Consider the following 19,180-nt stretch of genomic DNA (forward strand, 5'->3'; position numbering starts at 1 on the left):
AGTGTCCCCGCCGGGACACCCCCAGAAACTCGCTCGCCAGCACGCGCCGCGGACGCTTCCACCACAACAGAAGCCCGCACAGTATCTTCACCGGCACCGGCGTCCGAATCACCTCGGACATCCGCCCGGCCCAGCCCCGCGCCGTAGTCCCGCGCCGCGACCTCCCGCAACCCCTCCTCGTCGATGTCCACCGCAGCCACCACGGCACCGGCTCGGGCGAGCGCCCCCACGACGGCCGCCCCGATCCCGCGCGCACCGCCGGTCACCAGCGCGATCCGCCCTTCGATCCCGGCTCCCGCGTCCCGCGTCACCGCGCACCTCACCCTCCGTCGCCGACTGATTAGGCAAACCTAACCTAATCGAGTGAGCGTCGGCCAGGGTGATCCCGCCCACCCCGGGCTCAGCGACCCGGCGCGAAGTTCCGCAATCGCAGGCTGTTGGCCACCACCAGCACCGACGACAGCGACATCGCCGCCCCCGCGATCAGCGGGTTCAGCAGTCCGCACGCGGCGAGCGGCAGCGCGGCCACGTTGTACCCGAACGCCCAGACGAGATTCCCCCGAATGGTGCGCAACGTGCGTTGCGCGAGACGGATCGCGTCCGGAAGCACCGAGAGGTCGTCGCGGACGAGGATGATGTCGGCTGACCGCAAGGCGAGATCGGTCCCCTCGGCGACTGCCAGCCCGAGATCAGCGGTCGCCAGCGCCGGAGCGTCGTTCACCCCGTCGCCGACCATCGCCACCCGATGCCCCTTGTCCTGCAACGCAGACACCGCCGCCGCCTTCTCGCTCGGCAAGACTCCGGCGAGCACGTCGGGAATCCCGACCTCCGCGGCGACCGCCTGGGCCGTCACCTCGTTGTCGCCGGTCAGCAGCACTGTTTTCAACCCCAGCCGATGCAATTGCGCGACCGCCGCCCGCGCCGAAGGCTTCACCTCGTCCCGCACGGCGAGCATGCCCGCGACCTGACCGGCCGCCGACACGAGCACCACCGTCGCCCCGCCGGCCTCCGCCGACGCCACCGCGGCTTCGACCTCAGGGCCAACCGAAATCCCTTCGTCCGCCAGCAACCTCGGCCGCCCGACGACCACCGCCGTTCCCTCAACCACACCGCGGGCACCCAGCCCGGGCAGTGCCTCGAATTCAGCAGCCGGAAGCACCGCCGGGCCAGCAGCGACAATCGCCGCGGCAATCGGGTGTTCTGACGACGCTTCGACCGCGGCCGCGAGATGAAGCACCTCCGTCGGCGAGAACGATCCGAACGCCCGGGTCTCGGAGAGAGTCATCCGCCCCTCCGTTACGGTGCCGGTCTTGTCCAGCACGACGGTGTCGACCGTCCGGCTCGCCTCGAGAGCATCCGGCCCCTTTACGAGGATCCCGAGCTGGGCACCCCGCCCGACGCCGACCATCAGCGCGGTCGGCGTCGCGAGCCCCAACGCGCACGGGCACGCGATGATCAGCACGGACACCGCCGCGCCGAACGCGTCCCTCACCGGATTCCCGGTGAGCAACCACCCCGCGAGGGTGAGCACCGCCAACGCCGACACCACCGGGACGAAGACCGCGCACACCCGGTCGGCCAGCCGTTGCACCGCCGCCTTCCGCTCCTGCGCGCGCTCGGCGAGCGCACTCATCTGCGCCAGCTGCGATCGCGCTCCCACGGCCTCCGCACGCACCACCAGCCGGCCGTTCAGGTTGATGCTCCCGCCGATCACCCGGTTTCCCGGCCCGACCTCCGCCGGAACGGGTTCGCCCGTGATAGCGCTGACATCCACTGTGGACAGACCGCTGTCGACGGTTCCGTCCGCGGCGATCTTCTCCCCCGGTCGCACCACGAACCGGTCACCTACCGTCAGTTCGCCGATTCCGACCAGCTCTTCACCGTCCGCGCGCAGAATCCGCACGTCCTTCGCCGCCAGCGCGTCCAGCGCGCCGAGCAGGTCCGCCGCACCACGCCGGGACCGCGCCTCGAAGTACCGGCCGGCGAGCAAGAACGTGGTCACTCCGGCCGCGACGTCGAGGTACACCGAATCCGCGCCCGGCGCGGTCGCGCCGAACCCGATCCAGTAGCCCGCCTCACTGCCCGATCCGATCAGCACCGAAACCGCCGACCACAGGTAGGACGCCAGCATGCCCAAGGAAACGAGCGTGTCCATACTGGACGACCGGTGCCGCAGATTGCGCAGCGCGGCCCGGTGGAACGGTGCCGCCGACCAGAACACGACCGGGGTCGCGAGCAGCAGGCACACCAGCTCCCACAACGGGAATCGCAGCGACGGCACGAGCGCGAGCGTGATCGAAAGGTTGCCGAGCGGGACGGCCAGCACCGCCGCCACAATCAGCCGGCGGCGCAGGTCGCGGACCCGCGCGTCGCGGTTTTCCGGGGTCGCTTCGCCGCGGACAGCCGCGGTGTAGCCCGCGCGTTCGATCGTCGCGACCAGCGAAGCGGGGTCGAGGTCAGGCGGATAGTGGACAGTCGCGCGTTCGGTCGCGTAGTTCACCGTGGCGCGGACGCCGTCGAGTTTGCCAAGGGATCGCTCGACGCGCGCCGCACAGGCGGCACAGGTCATCCCGCCGACGGCGAGATCGAGTTGACGGGTCGGGGTCGCCGCGGGGGCGGCGGTCTGCGTAGACATGGTTCTCCGGATTCCAGGACGGGCACGAAGTCGGTGGCAGTGCCGGGCCGGGGAAGGCGGACCGATTTCCATCGTACGCCTGTTTTTCCGCCGCCACTCCTTCGGGTGACTTGGGAACCTTTCGGCTCTCCCCGACGACTATCCGGATGGTGGCAGTGCCCGACCCAACCCGATCAGACAGGAGCGAAAATGTCCGAAACCCTTGGCTCAGCAGGAAACCTTCAGCACGTGACCACGTTCTGCGGCAACTGCGACTGCGGCTGCCCGGAGCTGTTCCTCGACGACGCCGCCCCGCCAGAGCGTCGCGTCGTGCTGACCGACGACTTCGGGCAGCGAGTGCAGATGAGCTTGGCACAGCTGAAAGTTCTCGTCGACGACGTCAAAGGCGGAGCCTTGGACAAGGTGGTGACTGCGGTGGTCTAGCGGCGGAATCGGCTCGGTGCAACGAGATCTTCGCCGCGAGCGGCAACGCGGGCACGAGATCTGCGGGCGGCCGGATTCAGCGGCCGACGGACCGATGCCGGTCGTGTGGAACTCAGGGGCGGCCGACCCTGATCCGCACCGGCGGGCATCGGGCCTCGGTTACTGCCTTCTGGCCGCCAGGTTGGCGAGCATCGCGTTGTAGGCGGCGAAATCGTCGTCGTCGCCTTGGTCGAAGCGGCGGTCCAGCCGGGCGGCTTCGCGGTCGTCGTGGCGGCCCCACTGCACCAGCAGCGCCACGACGACCACGATCATCGGGATTTCCCCGGTGGCCCAGGCGATTCCGCCGCCGAGACGTTGATCCGAAAGGAGGTCAGGCATCCACGGCAGGGAGAGGTAGCGGTAGAACGTCTCGGCGATCACGGTCTGCTTGTTCATCAGGATCACGCCGAAGAACGCGTGGAACGGCATCACCGCGAACATCATGCCGAGCCGCGCGAGATGCGGCATCGAACGCGGCGGGCGGTCGACGCCGATCACCAGCCAGAAGAAAACGTAGCCGGACACAAGGAAATGGAGGTTCATCAGCTGGTGCGCCCAGTGGTAGCGCATCGCCTCGCCGAACAGACCCGAGAAGTACAGCGCGTAATACGAGCCGACGAACACCACAGACGCCACCAGCGGGTGCGCGACCAGGCGCGTGAACCGCGAGTGCAGCAGCACCACGAGCCACTCGCGCGGACCGTCCGGTCCTTTGCCCGCCACCGGCAAGGCACGCAGCGCGAGGGTCACCGGTCCGCCGAGCACGAGCAGCACCGGGGCGAGCATGGCCAGTGTCATGTGGATGACCATGTGCAGGCTGAAGGTTCCGGACGAGTACGTGCCCAGACCGGACGACGTCGCGATCAGCACCGTCGCCCAGCCGCACGTCCACGCCCAGAACCGGCCGCGAGGCCAGTCGTCGCCGCGATTGCGGAGACGCCGTGCCCCGACTGCGTAGCCCGCGACCGCAAGCACCGCGACGACACCGAGGAGCAAGTCCGGACGCCAATCGAGAAAGAGCCGAGCGAACGAAGGAGGATCAGGCAGGTCGTACCCGAGCACGGTCTCGCCGACTGTTGCCGGATCGTCCACGAACGCCGGCGGCACCAGATGCGCCAACCCGGCCGAGACGCCCATCGCCCCGGCCAGCACCACGACCTCCGCCACGAGAGCCGCTGTGCCGCCACGCCAATGGCCGCGCGTGACGGCGATCAGCACCGCCAACACCACCGTGACCACGACCTTCACCCCGAGGAGAAAGCCATACCCAGTAAATAATCCAGCCGGACGGGCAAGCGCCAGACCGTCGACGATTCCGGATGCGGCGAGCACGACGAGACAACACGTCGCCAGCCGTCGATACCGGCGGAGCGCGATTTCTCGTGCCGCGCCTGAGCCGCGGTGGACCAGCAGCGCAACCAGCGCACCGGTCCACAACGCCGCCGCGATCACGTGCCACACCAAGGCATTCGTGGCCAGGTCGTGCCACGCGCCGATGGAGACGTGCCCGGCGATCGCCCTCGGCAGCAACCCGACGAGGGCAAGGCCGAGCCACAGCACCGTGGTGCGCCAGGTCAACGTGCGCCAAACGCCGATCGCCACCACGGCGGCTACCGCGAGGACGCAAAGCCACGCCTTGGGTTCCTCCATGGCGTCAACGAGGACGGCCAGCTTCGCCAGATGCAACGCCTCGGAAATCGGCCGCCCTGATGCGTCAGCGGCGTCGAACGGCACCAGCATCGCGGCTGCTAGCGCCCAAACGCCCGCAGCAGCCGCCGCGGTGCGGGTCGCCGCGTAACCGTCCGGGGAGAGCCGGCCCGCTTCGCCCGGCCGGCTCAGAAACGCCGCGAACACCAACCCGCCGACGCAGACCACCCCGGCCGCGTCGGCAACCAACCGAAGCAAGGAGGTACCCAAGGACGTGACCGGACCAGGAGCCGGGTTGCCGAGAGCGGCATAGACATCGCCCGCCGCGGCGACCACCACCACGACGGCCACCGCGGCAACCCCTGCCGCGGCAAGCAAACCCCGCCGGTGCGGGGTCGGAATAGTGCGCACACCAGAGTGGTCGGAAGGAGGTGGGGGCGAGTTCCCGCGACGTGGATCACGTCATGATCCAGTTCGCGCGGAACGACGGCCCGCCGGACCGACGATGGCTCTGCTCTGCTCTGCTCTGCTCTGCTCTGCTCTGCTCTGCTCTGCTCTGCTCTGCTCTGCTCTGCTCTGCTCTGCTCTGCTCTGCTCTGCTCTGCTCTGCTCTGCTCTGCTCTGCTCTGCTCTGCTCTGCTCTGCTCTGCTCTGCTCTGCTCTGCTCTGCTCTGCTCTGCTCTGCTCTGCTCTGCTCTGCTCTGCTCTGCTCTGCTCTGCTCTGCTCTGCTCTGCTCTGCTCTGCTCTGCTCTGCTCTGCTCTGCTCTGCTCTGCTCTGCTCTGCTCTGCTCTGCTCTGCTCTGCTCTGCTCTGCTCTGCTCTGCTCTGCTCTGCTCTGCTCTGGAAGGGAGCAAATCACCAGCCCCCGCGACCTATCACCGCCCGCCCCGGACGATCACTGTCGAGCGAGCAGCCACCACCCGACGAAGCTAACCGTCCAACCAACCCGCCGGTTACCTGACGCGAACAGCACCCTGCCCACCAAGCGGACCGCCTCGCCGCCGAACGACCCCGCCCCAACCGACAACCGCGCAACCTGACGAAGAAACGGACCCCGCGTCACATCGCGGTGTCGTTCTCCTCCTGGGCGCGCAGCAGATCGTCGCGGGCGCGGGACACCCGGGAACGCACCGTGCCGACCGGGCAGCCGCACACCTCGGCCGCCTCCGCGTACGACAGGCCCAGGAATTGGGTCAGCACCAGGGCTTCTCGGCGGTCCTCGTCGAGAGTGTCCAGGAGCAGGCCCAGTTCGATCAGGTCTTCGAAGCCCGCGGTGCGCGTCCGGGCGGACTGTTCTTCGGCCGCGCGCTGCCAGTCGGCGGTCGTGGATTCGCGGGGGCGGACCGAACGCGCGCGGATGCGGTCCACGACGACCCGGCGGGCGATGGACAGCAGCCACGTCCTCGACGACGACCGGCCCGCGAACCTCGGCAGCGAGCCGAACGCGCGCAGGTACGTTTCCTGGGTGAGGTCGTCCGCTTCGGCCGGGCTGGCGCGGTGGGCCAGGAACCGCCACGCGTCGGCTTGCGTCGCGCGGACCCAGGCTTCCAATGCGGCCCGGTCGCCGCGGCCGGCGGCGAGGGCCAGCGCGGTGATCCGCTCGTCGTCGTTGTCGCGGCCGGTGGACACGGACATCACGGTAGTCCATGCCCGTCCGGGACAGTCGCCTGACCAGGCCGGAGAAAAATCGCCGGACCCGCCGGGAACCGGGACGCGGATCCGAGCGACTATGACAGACGTGAGCTGTGAAATCTTCCGCGAAGCGCTGTCCGCGCGACTCGACGGCGAAGCGGGCCCGCTGCCCGAACCGCAGGTCGACCAGCATCTCGAGACCTGCGCGGCGTGCCGGACTTGGTACGAGCGGAGTGCGACGCTGCGCCGTGCCCTGCTGGTCCGCAGCGCGCCCGAGGTGCCCGACCTCACCGGCCGGATCCTCGCCGAAACCCCGGCCCCGCCGCGGGAAAAATGGGGGCTGCGGGTCGCGCTGGGACTGGTCGGCCTGGTCCAGTGCGGACTGGCGTTCGCGCAACTGCTCGGCATGGACAACGCCCACGGCGGCGGCGGTTTCATGGAAGGCCACCTCATCAACGAAAGCGCGGCCTGGAACCTCGCCGTCGGCGTCGGACTGCTGTGGGCCGCCCTGCGCACCCGCGCGGCGGCCGGGCAGCTGCCGATGATCACCGGGTTCGTGCTCGTCCTCGCAGTGCTCACGACCAGCGACCTGATCGGCGACCGGGTGACCGTCGCGCGGGTGCTGTCGCACGTCTTCCTCGTCGTCGGGCTGGCCTTGCTCTACGCCGTCCACCGGCAGCACCGCCTCCGGCACCAGCCCGGCCCCGACCTCGCCGACACCGCCGACGACCCGGACCACACCACCGTGCCGACCCACGGTGCGCTCGCCCTGGTCCGCCCGCATCCGAAGCGAGGCCGCGACTCCCAACGCCCGACCGGACGGCACCGCGCCGCCTGACGCCCACCCGGGGTTCCGACTGGACAGCTCACCCAGCCGGAAACCCGCGGTGCGAGCACGGAATCCGCTGCACGATCACAGGGACAGCGAGCGACGCGAAGCGCACCCCAAAGAGGCGGGCGCAGCCTGGAGCCGCTGGCGCAGCGCGAGGCCCAGCCTTGAACTGCCCGAAAGCTGTCTTTGGCGAGACCATTCACAAAGCCCAAATCGAACCCGCGAAGTTCTCCGCTCGCAGACCGGACTGCGGGGCAACCGCCCTCGTGGCTAACGCCAATCCAGCGAGGACACATCCGCTCAGCCCAATAACGGACACCGCGGAATCTGTCCCACCCGCCCAGAACCAGCCAGTCGAGTCAGATCCGTGAAGCCCGCCTCGCGAAACACAGCTCGCTCGACGACAGGCTCAGCGAGTTCTGGCTGTGCAGCCATAACAAAGGCCCCGGCTGCGAGACGCGGCCTGAAACCCACCTCAATCTCAGAAGGCAGCGCATCCGAACCACCCCGCAGGGCTCAGATCATCGCAACCGCCATCACCGCCATCCCCAGGCTCATCACGCCTTCCATCGCGAGCCCGACCTCCCGCCGTCCGGGGCGGGCGACCGTCCGGGCGTGATCGATCGCCCGGGCCAGCCACGCGATCCCCGCCACCAGGAAGACCACCGCGAGCACAACCGCGACCACCACGACATGCGCAGGCGCGTGCCCGGTCATCGTCATGCCAGCGTCGCCCATGTCCATTCCGGCGTGCTCGCCGCCCATCGCGGTCGCGGACATCGTCATTCCCGCCATCGCCGACGGCATCACGAACGCCATCCACGCCATCCCGGCCATCATCAGCGCGTGGTGTGCTCCGGGCAGGCGTCCGTGCCCGAATCCCAGCGCCGTGCTGACCGCGAACCATCCGGCTGCCGCCGCGAACAGCACGACCTGCGGCATCCGGGCGAACGTCATGGTCGCAGGCCAGGCCATCGTGACCATCCCGGCGCACATCGCCGCGTGGAGTGCGTCGGCCACTCGTCCGCTGAAGCCGGGGCGCCGCGCGCATCGGTACAGGCAGAACGCCCCACCCGCCGCGAACAGCAGCGTCAGGATCCATCGCAGACCCGGTTCGGCGATCATCGGACGGCCTCCCGGCGCAGGCCCAGCAGGCAGTCCACCGCCAGGAATCCCAGCAGCGACACCCCGAACACCGGCAGGAACCAGCCCACCACCGCCAATCCGACCAGGACCGGAGCCAGCACTCGACCGGGGATCCGCCGCCATGCGCCACGCATTGGCAAGCGGCCAAAACGGCTCCTGCCTCGCGACCGGGCGGAGGATCGAAGCCCGCGCGTCGGCGCCTGGCACGCCGACTCCGCTAACGGCTGTGCCGGGGAAGCGTCGTCGCGCAACCCTGCGCCATCCGAGGACAGACGACCGGAGCCATCCGCACCCTCCATCGGCGCCTCGCCGCATACCGATTCGATGCCCACCAAGGACCCACTCGGAGCAACGTCACGCAACCGCGCACCATCCGTCGGCCGACCAGAACCAGTCGCACTCGCCGCCGACACCTCGCCACCCACCGGCTCAACGCCCACCAACGACCCACCCGGAGCAACGTCGCGCAGCCCTGCGCCCCGACCGGCAAGCACCTCCGGCGACTGACCACCAACCGCCGCCAGTCGCACAGAGCCTCCTCTGCCGCGCAGCCGCTCACCGGGCCGGGACCGCCCAGAACGGCCCCGCAGCCACCACATCCGGTACCCCCACAAGACAACGCACACCAACGCCGCTCCGAGCAGCGTCAACACCACCTGGTTCGCCACCCCGAACAACAGCCCCATATGCGCGTCGATCCCCCACCGGCTCAGCTTCGCGGCGAGCGGGTAGTCAGCGAACCTCAACGTCCCGGTGATCTTCCCCGTCCCGGGATCAACCGACATCGAGTCCTGTTTGGACGGCCAGCTCCGGCCGACCTGCTGCACCACGTAACCGCCGTCCGAAGGGGGCCGGATTTCCACTGGGTCGGACAATCCGGCGCGCGCGGTCGCGTCCCGGACCGCCTGCCAGCCGACGTCGCCGGGCGACGGGGCGGCCGACGAGACCGACGGCGTCGTCCAGTCCAAAGTGGACCGGAGGTCGGTGATGTTCGCACCGGCGTGCAGCGACCACGTCAGGCCGGTCGCGGAAAGGAACAGCAAACCGGCGGCGATCCACAAGCCGGTCGAGCCGTGCCAGGAACGCAGCCGTCCTCGGCCGGGTTTGCCTGCGGACGGCAGCAGCACCGCTCGCAAGCGCCGGCGGCGGCCGAGCCACAAGGCCGCTCCGAGAAGGGTGATCACCCACAGCCAGCTGGCCGCGAGTTCGCTGTACAGGCGGCCGAAGTCGCCGAGATGGAGGTTGCGGTGGAGGGTGTCGATCCAGCCGCGGACTGGCAGCGCCTGTCCGGAACCGTAGGTCTCCAGTGCGCCGCGGACCTCGCCGTCGTACGGGTTGACGAACACTGTGTACCGATAGCTCGGCTCCAGACTCGGACGGTCGAAGATCACCTGGGTGGTGTCAGTCGCGGACGGTGCCGGGCGAACGCCGATGACCTTCCCGTCCGGGACCTGACCTCGCGCGACAAGGACCTGCTGGTCCAGCGGGACGTCCCCAGCAGCGGCCGGGACGTGCAATTCGTGCGCGTAGACAGCCTGCTCCAACTGCGGCGTCCACACGTACGCGATCCCGGTCAACGCAGCGACCAGGAGGAACGGGCCGACGAACACTCCGGCGTAGAAGTGCAGCCGCAGCACTAACGGCCGGATCGCCGCCCACCCCGCCACCCGTGCCGGTTCCTCGTCGATGCCGATGGCCATCCTGCTCCCTTCGCGTGGTCCGCCTCCTGAGGAGTCGGACCGGCGGGGCAGTCGGTTCCCGGCCGCGGCGAACGCCCGTTCAGGTGCCCCGCACCGGCGAGGCATTGCTTCTGGCACTCGGTGACAGTATTGTCGTCCTCACATTCGACACGAAGTGTCAAATATCGCCGCCACGAGACAAGGGAGTCACGATGAGCGAGACGACAACCGCCGCCGAGACGAAGGCCGAAGAGGTCGTAGCCGACGAATTGCTCGTCGAGGAAGTCTCCATCGACGGAATGTGCGGTGTCTACTGATCGCAGCGCCGCGGCGTTCGATCTGGACGGTGCTTGGGAACTGGACAGCCGGGTCTCCATCCGGCCGGAGCGGTTCGGCGCGCTGCTGTACCACTTCGGCACCCGCCGGCTGTCCTTTCTCAAGAGCCGCACCATGCTCGCCGCGGTGCAGGCGCTGACCGACCACCCCTCCGCCCGCGCCGCGTGCGCGCAGGCCGGGGTCGCGCAGGCGGAACTGCCCCGCTACCGCGCCGCCCTCGCCGCACTCGCGGCGTCGGACATGATCCATCCGAGGAGCGTGTGATGCCGCTTGTCGACGAATTCCAGTTCGGGCTCGACGCGCCGATCTGCCTCACCTGGGAACTCACCTACGCCTGCAACCTGTCCTGCGTGCACTGCCTTTCTTCGTCCGGCCGCCGCGATCCGCGCGAGCTGAGCACTGAGGAATGCAAGGCGCTGATCGACGAGTTCGAGCGCATGCAGGTGTTCTACGTGAACATCGGCGGCGGCGAACCGACCGTCCGGCCCGATTTCTGGGAGCTGGTCGACTACGCGACCGAGCACCACGTCGGGGTCAAGTTCTCCACCAACGGCATCAAGATCACCGAGGACGTCGCGAAACGGCTCGCCGGGAGCGACTACGTCGACGTCCAGATCTCCCTCGACGGCGCCACCGAGGAGGTCAACGACCACGTCCGCGGCCCCGGCTCCTACCGCACCGCGATCCGGGCGATGGAGAACCTCGCCGCGGCCGGGTTCGCGAACTTCAAGATTTCTGTCGTGGTGACCCGGCAGAATGCGGGGCAGCTCGACGACTTCAAAGCCATTGCCGACCGCTACGGCGCCCAGCTGCGGCTCACCCGGCTCCGCCCGTCCGGCCGCGGCGCGGACGTCTGGGACGAACTGCACCCCACCGCCGCCCAGCAGCGGGAGCTGTACGAGTGGCTGGTGAAACACGGCGAAAACGTGCTCACCGGCGACTCGTTCTTCCACCTCGCGGGCTACGGCGACGGCGGCCTGCCCGGGCTGAACCTGTGCGGCGCGGGCCGGGTGGTGTGCCTGATCGACCCGGTCGGCGACGTCTACGCGTGCCCGTTCGCCATCCACGACACCTTCCTCGCCGGAAACACCCGCGGCGAAGGCGGATTCACCAGCGTGTGGCGGGAATCCGAGCTGTTCGCCGAACTGCGCAGCCCGCAGAGCGGCGGGGCCTGCACGTCGTGTTCGGCCTTCGACGCCTGCCGCGGCGGGTGCATGGCGGCGAAGTTCTTCACCGGGCTGCCGCTCGACGGCCCGGACCCGGAATGCGTGCGCGGCCACGGCGAACGCGCGCTGGCCGGGGTCGCCGCGGGCAGCGTGCCGAAACCGTCGCTGGACCACTCGCACCGCACCCGCAAGCGCGAACCGGTGCCGGTGACCATCGGCATGCGCCGTCCGCCGGACCGGGCGTGCGACGAAAACCCGCTCGCCGGCTTCGCCCCGGCACCGGGCCGCTGAAATGCGCCTGGCCGATCTGTCGTCGCCGGACGTCGCGGAACACGCGGCGTCCGGCGCGATCCTCGCCGTGCCGCTCGGGGCCACCGAGCAGCACGGCCCGCACCTGCCGTTGAGCACGGACACCGACATCGCGACGGCGTTGTGCGACCGGCTCGCCGCGGAGCGACCGGACGTGCTGGTCGCGCCGGCCGTTCCGTACGGGTCGAGCGGCGAACACGCGGGCTTCGCCGGGACGCTGTCGATCGGTCAGGCGGCCACGGAACTCCTGCTCGTGGAACTGGGCCGGTCGGCCTCCGAAACCTTCCGGCGGCTGCTTTTCGTGTCCGCCCATGGCGGAAATGCCGCTTCGGTGACCCGCGCGGTCGCGACTTTGCGGGCCGAATCGCGGGACGTCTCGGTGTTCGAGCCGCGCTGGCAAGGAGATCCGCACGCCGGACGGCCGGAAACCGCTCTGCAGCTGAGCCTTCGGCCGGACAAGGTGCAGATGGACAAAGCCGTGCCGGGCGACGACCGTCCACTGAGCCAGTTGCTCCCCGCACTACGCAAAGGCGGTGTCAAAGCGGTGACTGACACCGGAATCCTCGGCGATCCCACCGGCGCGACGGCAGACGAAGGACGGGATCTCCTCGACGACCTGACGGCGCAGTTGCGAGCGCACGTGCGCGACTGGACTTCGGTAGGCACGCCATGAAAGCCGCCCTCGTAACCGGTGCCGCGCGCGGGATCGGCGAAGCCACTGCGATAAAGCTGGCTGCGCAAGGCTGGGCCGTGCTCGCGGTCGACATCGCCGAAGACGACCCAGCTCTCCCCTACCCCATGGGAACCGGCGAAGAACTGTCCACAGTAGTCGAGACAATCCGGGAAACCGGCGGCATCGCCGAGGAATTCCGCGCAGACGTCCGCGACCGCGCCCAACTGGCCGCAGCAGTCGCAGAAGCGGAACAACGCTGGGGCGGCCTCGACGCGGCCATCGCGGCCGCCGGGGTGATCGCGGGCGGAGTACCGCTGTGGGAAATGCCGCCGGAGCAGGAAGAAGCTGTCCTGGACGTCAACCTCCGCGGTGTCCTCAACCTTACGCACGTCGCGATTCCCGCGTTGCTGCGCCGTCCGAAACCCCGCTCCGGACGGTTCCTGGCTGTCGCGTCCGCCGCCGCCACGCGCGGGTTGCCGATGCTCGCCGCGTACTGCGCCGCGAAAGCCGGAGTTGCCGGGCTGATTCGCGCGCTGGGCACGGAATTGGGCGACTCCGGCGTCACCGCGAACGCGGTCAGCCCTGGCTCGACCGACACGCCGATCCTCGCCGAGAGCGCCCGTCTGTACGACCTTCCTTCGGCACAAAGCTTTGCCGCGCAACAACCTGTGCAGCGATTGCTCGATCCCGCCGAAGTCGCCGCCGTCCTGGCGTTCCTCGCCAGCCCGGAGAGCAGCGCGACGACGGGTACGGTCATCCCGGTGGACGGAGGGCTGGCGCTGTGACCACCCCGCTGCCCGCCGGATTCCGCCTCGCGATGGACCCCAGCGTCAAACGGCTCTCCGAGGGCCTCCTCTTCGGCGGCTCCCCCGCCCGCGTACTGCGCCTCACGAAAGCCGGGCGGACGGCGTGGGAACGCCTGGCGGACAACCCGGTCGAGACCTCGGCAGAAGGCGTCCTCGCCCGGCTGCTCACCGACGCCGGGTTCGCACACCCGTTGCCACCAGCCATATCCGCCGACGCGACCGTCGTCATCCCGGTCCGCGACCGCGCCGAACTGCTCGGCCGCTGCCTCGCCGCGCTCGACGGCCGATACCCCGCGCTGGTCGTCGACGACGGATCCGCCGATCCGGCCGCCATCGCCGCCGCAGCCTCCGCGCACGGCGCGAAACTCGTCCGCCGCGACGTCAACGGCGGCCCTGGCGCGGCCCGAAACACCGCGCTGGAACACGTTTCCACCGACCTGATCGCCTTCCTGGACAGCGATTGCGTCCCGTCGCCGGACTGGATCGACCGGCTGGCCGGGCATTTCGCCGACCCGCTCGTCGCCGCCGTCGCCCCACGCGTCCGTCCCCTGGCCCCCGACACCTGGGCCGGCCGCTACACCCGCGCCGCCAGCAGCCTCGACCTCGGCACCGCCGCCGCCCGCGTCGCACCCGGCACCCGACTGTCCTATGTGCCCACTGCAGCACTCCTAGTCCGCCGAACAGCACTGGAATCCGTCGCCCGCGACGGCGCGGTCTTCGACCCGGCAATGCGCGTCGGCGAGGACGTCGACCTCGGCTGGCGACTCCACGACGCCGGCTTCCGGATCCGCTACGACCCGTCCGCGCACGTCGACCACCACGAACCGGCAACTTGGCGCACGTTGCTCAGCCGCCGCGCCAGCTACGGGACTTCCGCCGCACCCCTGGCCCTCCGCCGCCCGGCCGCGATGGCTCCGCTCGTCCTGCACCCCTGGCCGACGCTGACCGTCGCCGCTCTCCTCGCCCGCCGTCCGCTTCCGGCCGCCGCCGCGTTCGCGGGCGCGGTACTGACCATGACCCGCGTACTGCGCAAAAGCGACGTGCCCACCCACGGCGTCGCCCAGACGATGGCCACCGCCGTCGGCCAAACCTGGCTCGGATTCGGCCGCTACAGCACGCAATTCGCCGCTCCTCTGCTCGCCGCGCTCCTGCTGCCCGGCGGGCGGAAACGCTGGGGACGCCGGGCCGCGGTCGCGTCCCTGCTCGCCGGACCGCCGCTGACCTCCTGGCTCCGGCACCGCCCCAGTCTCGACCCTCTCCGCTACACCACCGGCGCGATCGCCGACGACCTCGCGTACGGCGCCGGGGTGTGGGCGGGCTGCCTCAACCACCGCACCGCGGTCCCGCTGCGGCCGCGTGTCACCTGGCGCCCTCTGCGCGTCGACCCGAAGGGAAAACGATGAGCACCACCTGGTTCGAATCCGTCGCCGAAGCACAGCGGCGGGCGAAGAAACGCCTGCCCGCGTCCGTCTACTCGGCACTGATCGCCGGTTCGGAAAAAGGGCTGACGCTGCAAGACAATCTCGCCGCGTACGACGAACTGCGCTTCGCCCCGCGCACCGCCGGGCTGCCCGGCGAACGCGATCTGAGCACGAACGTCCTCGGCCGCGACGTCGCGCTGCCGGTGCTGATCTCGCCGACCGGCGTACAGGCCGTGCACCCCGACGGCGAGGTCGCGGTGGCTCGCGCGGCCGCGGCGCGCGGGACGTCGATGGGGCTGTCGTCGTTCGCGAGCAAGCCCGTCGAGGAAGTAGTGGCCGTCAACCCGAACACCTACTTCCAGGTCTACTGGACCGGCAGCCGCGACGACATCCTGCGGCGGCTCGACCGGGCCCGGTCGGCGGGCGCGGTCGGGATCATCCTCACGCTCGACTGGTCGTTCTCGCACAGCCGCGACTGGGGCAGCCCGCACATCCCGGAAAAGATGACGCTGCGCGAACTGATCCGCTTCGCGCCCGAGGGCATGATGCATCCGCGCTGGCTGCTGACCTACGCCCGCACCAAGAAACTGCCCGACCTCAGCGTCCCGAACATGGCCGAGCCCGGCACGCCGATTCCCACGTTCTTCGGCGCGTACGGCCAGTGGATGCAGACCGCGCCGCCGACCTGGGAAGACGTCAGCTGGCTGCGGAAGCAGTGGGACGGGCCGTTCCTGCTCAAGGGCGTGTACCGCGTCGACGAGGCCCGCCGCGCGGTCGACGCCGGGGTCAGCGCGATCTCGGTGTCCAACCACGGCGGCAACAACCTCGACGGCACCCCCGCCACGATCCGCGCGCTGCCCGCGGTCGCGGAGGCAGTCGGCAGCGAGGTGGAAGTGCTGCTGGACGGCGGAATCCGGCGCGGCAGCGATGTCGTGAAGGCGCTCGCGCTCGGGGCGCGCGCGGTGCTGATCGGGCGCGCGTACCTGTGGGGCCTCGCCGCGGGCGGACAGGCCGGGGTGGAGAACGTGCTGGACGTCCTGCGCAACGGCATCGATTCGACGCTGCTCGCGCTGGGGCACCGCAGCGTGCACGACCTGAGCCGCGATGACCTGATCGTGCCGGCGGGATTCGAGCGCCGGATCGGAGCCTGACCGTCCGTCTACTGTGGACCTTCGTCCGCGAAGAACCGGACCGCCGCGGCGGTGAACTCCGGCGCGGCCGACGCCCCGTAGTGATTGCCGGGAACCGCGGCGAACTCCGCGGTCAGCAGCCGGGCGAGCGGCTCGCCGTCAGCGTGCCCCTCGTCCTCGCTGCCGACCACGACCAGCGCCGGGATGTTCAGCGCGGCGAGTTCGCGCATCGGCACGACCGAATGGAGAACGAGCAGCAGCGCCCGCGGGTCGGCGCCGAGACGGCCGATCCAGTGCGCCGTCTGGGCGTCGGCCGGATCCACCGTCCGGCCCTCGGCCAACGCCGTGAGCACCCGGTGCAGCGGACCGCCTCCACCACCCCGCTGCATGGCGGCAAGTCCTTGCCCGCCAAGGAGTATCCGGGACGGCCGCGCTCCCCGCACGACCATGCGGAGCGCGACCCGCGCGCCGAGCGAGTACCCGCCGAGGGCGTATTCGGTCAGGCCGAGCTGCTCGGCGAACGCGAGCCCGTCGTCGACGAGCACGTCCGGCGGGTAGCAGGCCGGATCGTCGGGCTGCGGGCTCGCGCCGTGCCCGCGGAAATCCGCCAGCAGCACGCGGAACCCGCGTTCGGCGAGTTGCTCGGCCAGCCCGCTGCGCAGCCACGCTTCGCCGGACGAGGTGAATCCGTGCAGCAACACGACCGGCGTGCCTTCGCCGAGTTCGCGGTAGGCCAGTTCGAGCCCGTCGCGCGCACGGAACCGATGGACGGGCAGTTCGATCACGGGGTCCACTATGGCACGAGCCCGCTGGTCCGTACGCACTGTTGACGCACGGACCAGCGACTCGCTCACGGCAGCGGGCGCGTCCCCGGCACCACCCATTCCCGGTCGACCCGGCCGTCGACCGCGACCAGGACCGCGATCCCGCCGCGCGAGCCGTCCGACCAGGTCCCGGCGATGGTCTGTCGCTCCGGGTCGAGCACCAGTTCGCCGTGCCACGCGTGCGCGTCCTTGGCGAGCACCCGCAATTCCTCGCGGTCCAGATCGCCTTCGCCCGGGCCGTCCGGCAGCTCCGACCGGCCGTCCGGCGACGGGATCGTCCAGTTCCGCGAGACCTTTCCGTCGGTGAGCACGCACAGGTCGGCTCCGGTGATGACCACGCCGTCGCGCCGGGTGACGTCCCAGGTGAAGGCGAGCCGTTCGGTGCCGTCGATGACGAAAGTGCGCGGGACGAACACGTTTCCGACGTCGCGCTGGTACTTCGCGATGAACGCCTCGGCGTCCGCCGGGCCGACCAGCGGGTCGAGGCCGGGTTTGGTGCCGGACCACTGGCGGCCGTCGGCGGTGAGCAGCCGGTGCGCGAGCGAGGCGTCCTCGTTCCACATGCGGCACCAGAGGGCGGGGATTTCTTCGGGGTTCAGGTCGTTTGCCATGCGAGAACGATCGCGGCCGCCGGCGACACCGTCCTGTCGGTGTTTTCCCGCCGCGTGGCGCAGGTCACTCGCCGAGCGGGCGGGCGGAGATCCGCGCGAGTTCGGCGTCGAGGTCGACCTCGCGGCGCTCGACGCGGTCGCCGGTCAGCGCGAGGGCGCGGATCCGGTCCAGCAGGAAGCCGCGGACCGCGTCGCGCAGGCGGCACCAGCCGAGCACGTACCAGCCCGCCGGGCCCCACAGCAGGCCCAGCGGCTCGACGTCGCGTTCGGTCTCCTGGCCTTGGGCGTCCACATACGACAGCCGGAGGACGCGCCGCGCGGCGAGAGCGGTCAGGATCAGTCCGCTGTGGACGGCGGGCGGTTCGGGCTCGCCGACCCGGTGCAGCCGCGCGGCGAGGTGCTGTTCGGCGTCGCGGACGTCGGACGGCAGCCGCGCGAGCACCTTGCGCGCCGCCGACTCCGCCGCGCCCGCGAAGGGCGAACCGGCGGCCGAACGCAGCGCGACGGTGATCGCGATGGCTTCCTCCGGCGTGAGCGTGAGCGGCGGCAGGGTCCGTTCGCGGTCGAGCCCGTAGCCGCCGGTCCGGCCGGTTTCGGTCCAGATCGGGACGCCTGCCTCGCGCAACGCGCCGAGGTCGCGCTCGACCGTGCGCACGCTGACCTCGAACCGGGACGCCAGCCACGCCGCGGTCCGGGTGCGCGGCGCGACCGCCCGGAGTTCCTCGACAAGTGCGTACAGCCGGTCCGTGCGATTCACCCGGCCAGCCTACGGACCTGCGGATCCTCACCCGATCGGGTGGCTTTGCGGGCGACTGCCGTCACGAAGGCGGACCTGCGCTGTTCCGTTCGCGGGAGCCGCGACCGGCGCCGGTCCGTCCTGTGGAGGGCGGCGGACCGGCGAGGTCCCCTCGTTCGTCGGGGGACGAGGGGGCCGCCGGGGCGGGTCGGCGCAGGGGGCCGGCCCGTTCCCGGTCCGGCGGGGACACTTGACTCTCACACCGTGTCAGAGCGTGTGCTGGGGAGGTCATGTTCACCATCGGAGAATTCGCCCGCCACGGCCGGGTTTCGGTTCGCATGCTGCGGCACTACGACGCGCTCGGCCTGCTCCGGCCCGCCGAGGTCGACCCGTGCACCGGCTACCGGCGCTACACCGCCGGGCAGCTGGCCGCGCTGAACCGGATCGTCGCGCTCAAGAAGCTCGGCTTCGGGCTCGGCGAGGTCGCCGCGCTGCTGGACGAGCAGATCCCGCTCGACCAGGTCCGCGGCATGCTGGCCCTGCGCCGGGCCGAGCTGGCCGAACGCGTCGCCGCCGACCGGCTCCGGCTGGCCGAGGTCGAGGCGAGACTCCGCACGCTGGAAAGCGAGCACGCCATGCCGGACACCGAAATCGTCGTCAAGGACCTCCCCGCCGCACGCGTCGTGCGGCTCACCGCGACCGTCGAGAGCTTCTCCCCCGAGGCGATCAGCCCGGTCCTGCGCCCGCTGTGCGCGGAACTCGGCCGCCGCCTCGAAGGATCCGACGCCGTCCCGGCCGGGCCGTTGACCTGCTACTACGAAAAGCCGGCGGGCGAAGACGATCCCGTCGTCGTGCACGCGGCGCTCCCGGTGTCCGGGGCCGTCGCCCGGCCGAACGGCCTCGAGGCAGCCGAACTGCCCGCCGCCCGCGCCGCGACGCTGGTCCACCGCGGGCCGGCGAGCGGATTCCTCGACGGCTACCAGCGGCTCGCCCGGTGGACCGACGAGCACGGGTTCCGCGCGGACGGCTTCCCCCGCGAGGTCTACCTCCACACTTCCGGCGACGAGAGCGAATGGGTCGTCGAACTGTGCGAGCCGTTCGTCGAGGAACCGCGCTGACCGGCCAAGACCCGAC

At 70.5% G+C, this 19,180-nt stretch carries 18 protein-coding genes and 1 pseudogene; 10 read left to right on the top strand and 9 right to left on the bottom strand.

Annotated features, from left to right (window positions below; translation table 11 throughout):
- Positions 1-164: 164 nt before the first annotated feature.
- Together FKO37_RS47020 and FKO37_RS33405 are read right to left on the bottom strand one after the other, a co-directional pair.
- Positions 165-323 (bottom strand): annotated as a pseudogene (locus tag FKO37_RS47020) (SDR family NAD(P)-dependent oxidoreductase); the annotation flags it as partial.
- 77 nt (positions 324-400) lie between these two features.
- Positions 401-2,635, bottom strand: a complete 2,235-nt coding sequence (locus FKO37_RS33405) for a cation-translocating P-type ATPase (RefSeq protein ID WP_238607125.1) — start codon at positions 2,633-2,635, stop codon at positions 401-403.
- A gap of 189 nt (positions 2,636-2,824) precedes the next feature.
- Between FKO37_RS33405 and FKO37_RS33410 the strand changes: the two genes are divergently transcribed.
- Positions 2,825-3,058 (top strand): hypothetical protein, encoded by a 234-nt coding sequence (locus FKO37_RS33410; protein ID WP_134731933.1) that lies wholly within the window; start codon positions 2,825-2,827, stop codon positions 3,056-3,058.
- Between the two features lie 159 nt (positions 3,059-3,217).
- Here FKO37_RS33410 and FKO37_RS33415 read toward each other — a convergent pair whose 3' ends face one another.
- Complete coding sequence (locus tag FKO37_RS33415; protein WP_134731935.1) at positions 3,218-5,155, bottom strand: cytochrome c oxidase assembly protein; 1,938 nt, start codon at positions 5,153-5,155, stop codon at positions 3,218-3,220.
- A gap of 649 nt (positions 5,156-5,804) precedes the next feature.
- Complete coding sequence (locus FKO37_RS33420) at positions 5,805-6,374, bottom strand: sigma-70 family RNA polymerase sigma factor (RefSeq protein WP_106961353.1); 570 nt, start codon at positions 6,372-6,374, stop codon at positions 5,805-5,807.
- Between the two features lie 100 nt (positions 6,375-6,474).
- Between FKO37_RS33420 and FKO37_RS33425 the strand changes: the two genes are divergently transcribed.
- Positions 6,475-7,215 (top strand): zf-HC2 domain-containing protein, encoded by a 741-nt coding sequence (locus FKO37_RS33425; RefSeq protein WP_051729750.1) that lies wholly within the window; start codon positions 6,475-6,477, stop codon positions 7,213-7,215.
- A gap of 510 nt (positions 7,216-7,725) precedes the next feature.
- Here FKO37_RS33425 and FKO37_RS33430 read toward each other — a convergent pair.
- Positions 7,726-8,334, bottom strand: coding sequence for a DUF5134 domain-containing protein (locus FKO37_RS33430; RefSeq protein ID WP_037819542.1), 609 nt, complete (start codon positions 8,332-8,334; stop codon positions 7,726-7,728).
- On the bottom strand, positions 8,331-10,055 hold the full coding sequence (locus FKO37_RS33435) for a PepSY domain-containing protein (protein WP_051729749.1): 1,725 nt from the start codon (positions 10,053-10,055) through the stop codon (positions 8,331-8,333). Before FKO37_RS33435 ends, FKO37_RS33430 begins: the two co-directional genes overlap by 4 nt.
- A 191-nt stretch (positions 10,056-10,246) precedes the next feature.
- Between FKO37_RS33435 and mftA the strand changes: the two genes are divergently transcribed.
- Genes mftA through mftD form a run of 7 tightly spaced genes read left to right on the top strand, consistent with a single transcriptional unit; the run spans position 10,247 to position 15,896 of the window.
- On the top strand, positions 10,247-10,351 hold the full coding sequence (mftA, locus tag FKO37_RS33440; protein ID WP_037819541.1) for a mycofactocin precursor MftA: 105 nt from the start codon (positions 10,247-10,249) through the stop codon (positions 10,349-10,351).
- Positions 10,341-10,634 carry a mycofactocin biosynthesis chaperone MftB gene (mftB, locus tag FKO37_RS33445; protein WP_043833371.1) on the top strand — a complete coding sequence of 98 codons (294 nt, stop codon included), beginning with the start codon at positions 10,341-10,343 and terminating at the stop codon, positions 10,632-10,634. Before mftA ends, mftB begins: the two co-directional genes overlap by 11 nt.
- Positions 10,634-11,827: a mycofactocin radical SAM maturase gene (gene mftC / locus FKO37_RS33450; protein ID WP_037819538.1), complete on the top strand. Its 1,194-nt coding sequence runs from the start codon at positions 10,634-10,636 to the stop codon at positions 11,825-11,827. The genes mftB and mftC overlap by 1 nt, the downstream gene beginning before the upstream one ends.
- 1 nt (position 11,828) lies before the next feature.
- Positions 11,829-12,518, top strand: a complete 690-nt coding sequence (gene mftE, locus FKO37_RS33455; RefSeq protein ID WP_238607127.1) for a mycofactocin biosynthesis peptidyl-dipeptidase MftE — start codon at positions 11,829-11,831, stop codon at positions 12,516-12,518.
- Positions 12,515-13,303 carry a mycofactocin-coupled SDR family oxidoreductase gene (locus tag FKO37_RS33460; RefSeq protein WP_238607128.1) on the top strand — a complete coding sequence of 263 codons (789 nt, stop codon included), beginning with the start codon at positions 12,515-12,517 and terminating at the stop codon, positions 13,301-13,303. Before mftE ends, FKO37_RS33460 begins: the two co-directional genes overlap by 4 nt.
- Positions 13,300-14,727: a mycofactocin biosynthesis glycosyltransferase MftF gene (gene mftF / locus FKO37_RS33465; protein WP_238607129.1), complete on the top strand. Its 1,428-nt coding sequence runs from the start codon at positions 13,300-13,302 to the stop codon at positions 14,725-14,727. The genes FKO37_RS33460 and mftF overlap by 4 nt, the downstream gene beginning before the upstream one ends.
- A complete protein-coding gene (gene mftD / locus FKO37_RS33470; RefSeq protein WP_037819533.1) occupies positions 14,724-15,896 on the top strand; it encodes a pre-mycofactocin synthase MftD in 1,173 nt (390 codons plus the stop codon). The genes mftF and mftD overlap by 4 nt, the downstream gene beginning before the upstream one ends.
- A gap of 8 nt (positions 15,897-15,904) precedes the next feature.
- Here mftD and FKO37_RS33475 read toward each other — a convergent pair whose 3' ends face one another.
- From FKO37_RS33475 to FKO37_RS33485, 3 genes are all read right to left on the bottom strand, one after another.
- The gene (locus tag FKO37_RS33475; protein ID WP_238607130.1) at positions 15,905-16,660 is read right to left on the bottom strand and encodes an alpha/beta fold hydrolase; all 756 of its coding nucleotides are present in this window, start codon (positions 16,658-16,660) and stop codon (positions 15,905-15,907) included.
- 65 nt (positions 16,661-16,725) lie between these two features.
- Positions 16,726-17,310, bottom strand: a complete 585-nt coding sequence (locus tag FKO37_RS33480) for a nuclear transport factor 2 family protein (protein ID WP_238607131.1) — start codon at positions 17,308-17,310, stop codon at positions 16,726-16,728.
- A gap of 64 nt (positions 17,311-17,374) precedes the next feature.
- The gene (locus FKO37_RS33485; RefSeq protein WP_134666552.1) at positions 17,375-18,067 is read right to left on the bottom strand and encodes a YafY family protein; all 693 of its coding nucleotides are present in this window, start codon (positions 18,065-18,067) and stop codon (positions 17,375-17,377) included.
- Between the two features lie 269 nt (positions 18,068-18,336).
- Between FKO37_RS33485 and FKO37_RS33490 the strand changes: the two genes are divergently transcribed.
- Positions 18,337-19,164 carry a MerR family transcriptional regulator gene (locus FKO37_RS33490; protein ID WP_238607132.1) on the top strand — a complete coding sequence of 276 codons (828 nt, stop codon included), beginning with the start codon at positions 18,337-18,339 and terminating at the stop codon, positions 19,162-19,164.
- The last annotated feature ends 16 nt before the right edge of the window (positions 19,165-19,180 follow it).

Source organism: Amycolatopsis sp. Poz14, from assembly GCF_006704225.1.
GTDB classification, from domain to species: Bacteria; Actinomycetota; Actinomycetes; order Mycobacteriales; family Pseudonocardiaceae; genus Amycolatopsis; species Amycolatopsis nivea.

What these genes read in the sequence shown, in the direction of transcription:
- FKO37_RS33405 (WP_238607125.1), bottom strand. Translation starts at nt 2,635, where the DNA reads ATGTCTACGCAGACCGCCGCCCCCGCGGCGACCCCGACCCGTCAACTC.
- FKO37_RS33410 (WP_134731933.1), top strand. Translation starts at nt 2,825, where the DNA reads ATGTCCGAAACCCTTGGCTCAGCAGGAAACCTTCAGCACGTGACCACG.
- FKO37_RS33425 (WP_051729750.1), top strand. Translation starts at nt 6,475, where the DNA reads ATGACAGACGTGAGCTGTGAAATCTTCCGCGAAGCGCTGTCCGCGCGA.
- FKO37_RS33430 (WP_037819542.1), bottom strand. Translation starts at nt 8,334, where the DNA reads ATGATCGCCGAACCGGGTCTGCGATGGATCCTGACGCTGCTGTTCGCG.
- FKO37_RS33435 (WP_051729749.1), bottom strand. Translation starts at nt 10,055, where the DNA reads ATGGCCATCGGCATCGACGAGGAACCGGCACGGGTGGCGGGGTGGGCG.
- mftA (WP_037819541.1), top strand. Translation starts at nt 10,247, where the DNA reads ATGAGCGAGACGACAACCGCCGCCGAGACGAAGGCCGAAGAGGTCGTA.
- mftC (WP_037819538.1), top strand. Translation starts at nt 10,634, where the DNA reads ATGCCGCTTGTCGACGAATTCCAGTTCGGGCTCGACGCGCCGATCTGC.
- mftE (WP_238607127.1), top strand. Translation starts at nt 11,829, where the DNA reads ATGCGCCTGGCCGATCTGTCGTCGCCGGACGTCGCGGAACACGCGGCG.
- FKO37_RS33460 (WP_238607128.1), top strand. Translation starts at nt 12,515, where the DNA reads ATGAAAGCCGCCCTCGTAACCGGTGCCGCGCGCGGGATCGGCGAAGCC.
- mftD (WP_037819533.1), top strand. Translation starts at nt 14,724, where the DNA reads ATGAGCACCACCTGGTTCGAATCCGTCGCCGAAGCACAGCGGCGGGCG.
- FKO37_RS33480 (WP_238607131.1), bottom strand. Translation starts at nt 17,310, where the DNA reads ATGGCAAACGACCTGAACCCCGAAGAAATCCCCGCCCTCTGGTGCCGC.
- FKO37_RS33490 (WP_238607132.1), top strand. Translation starts at nt 18,337, where the DNA reads ATGTTCACCATCGGAGAATTCGCCCGCCACGGCCGGGTTTCGGTTCGC.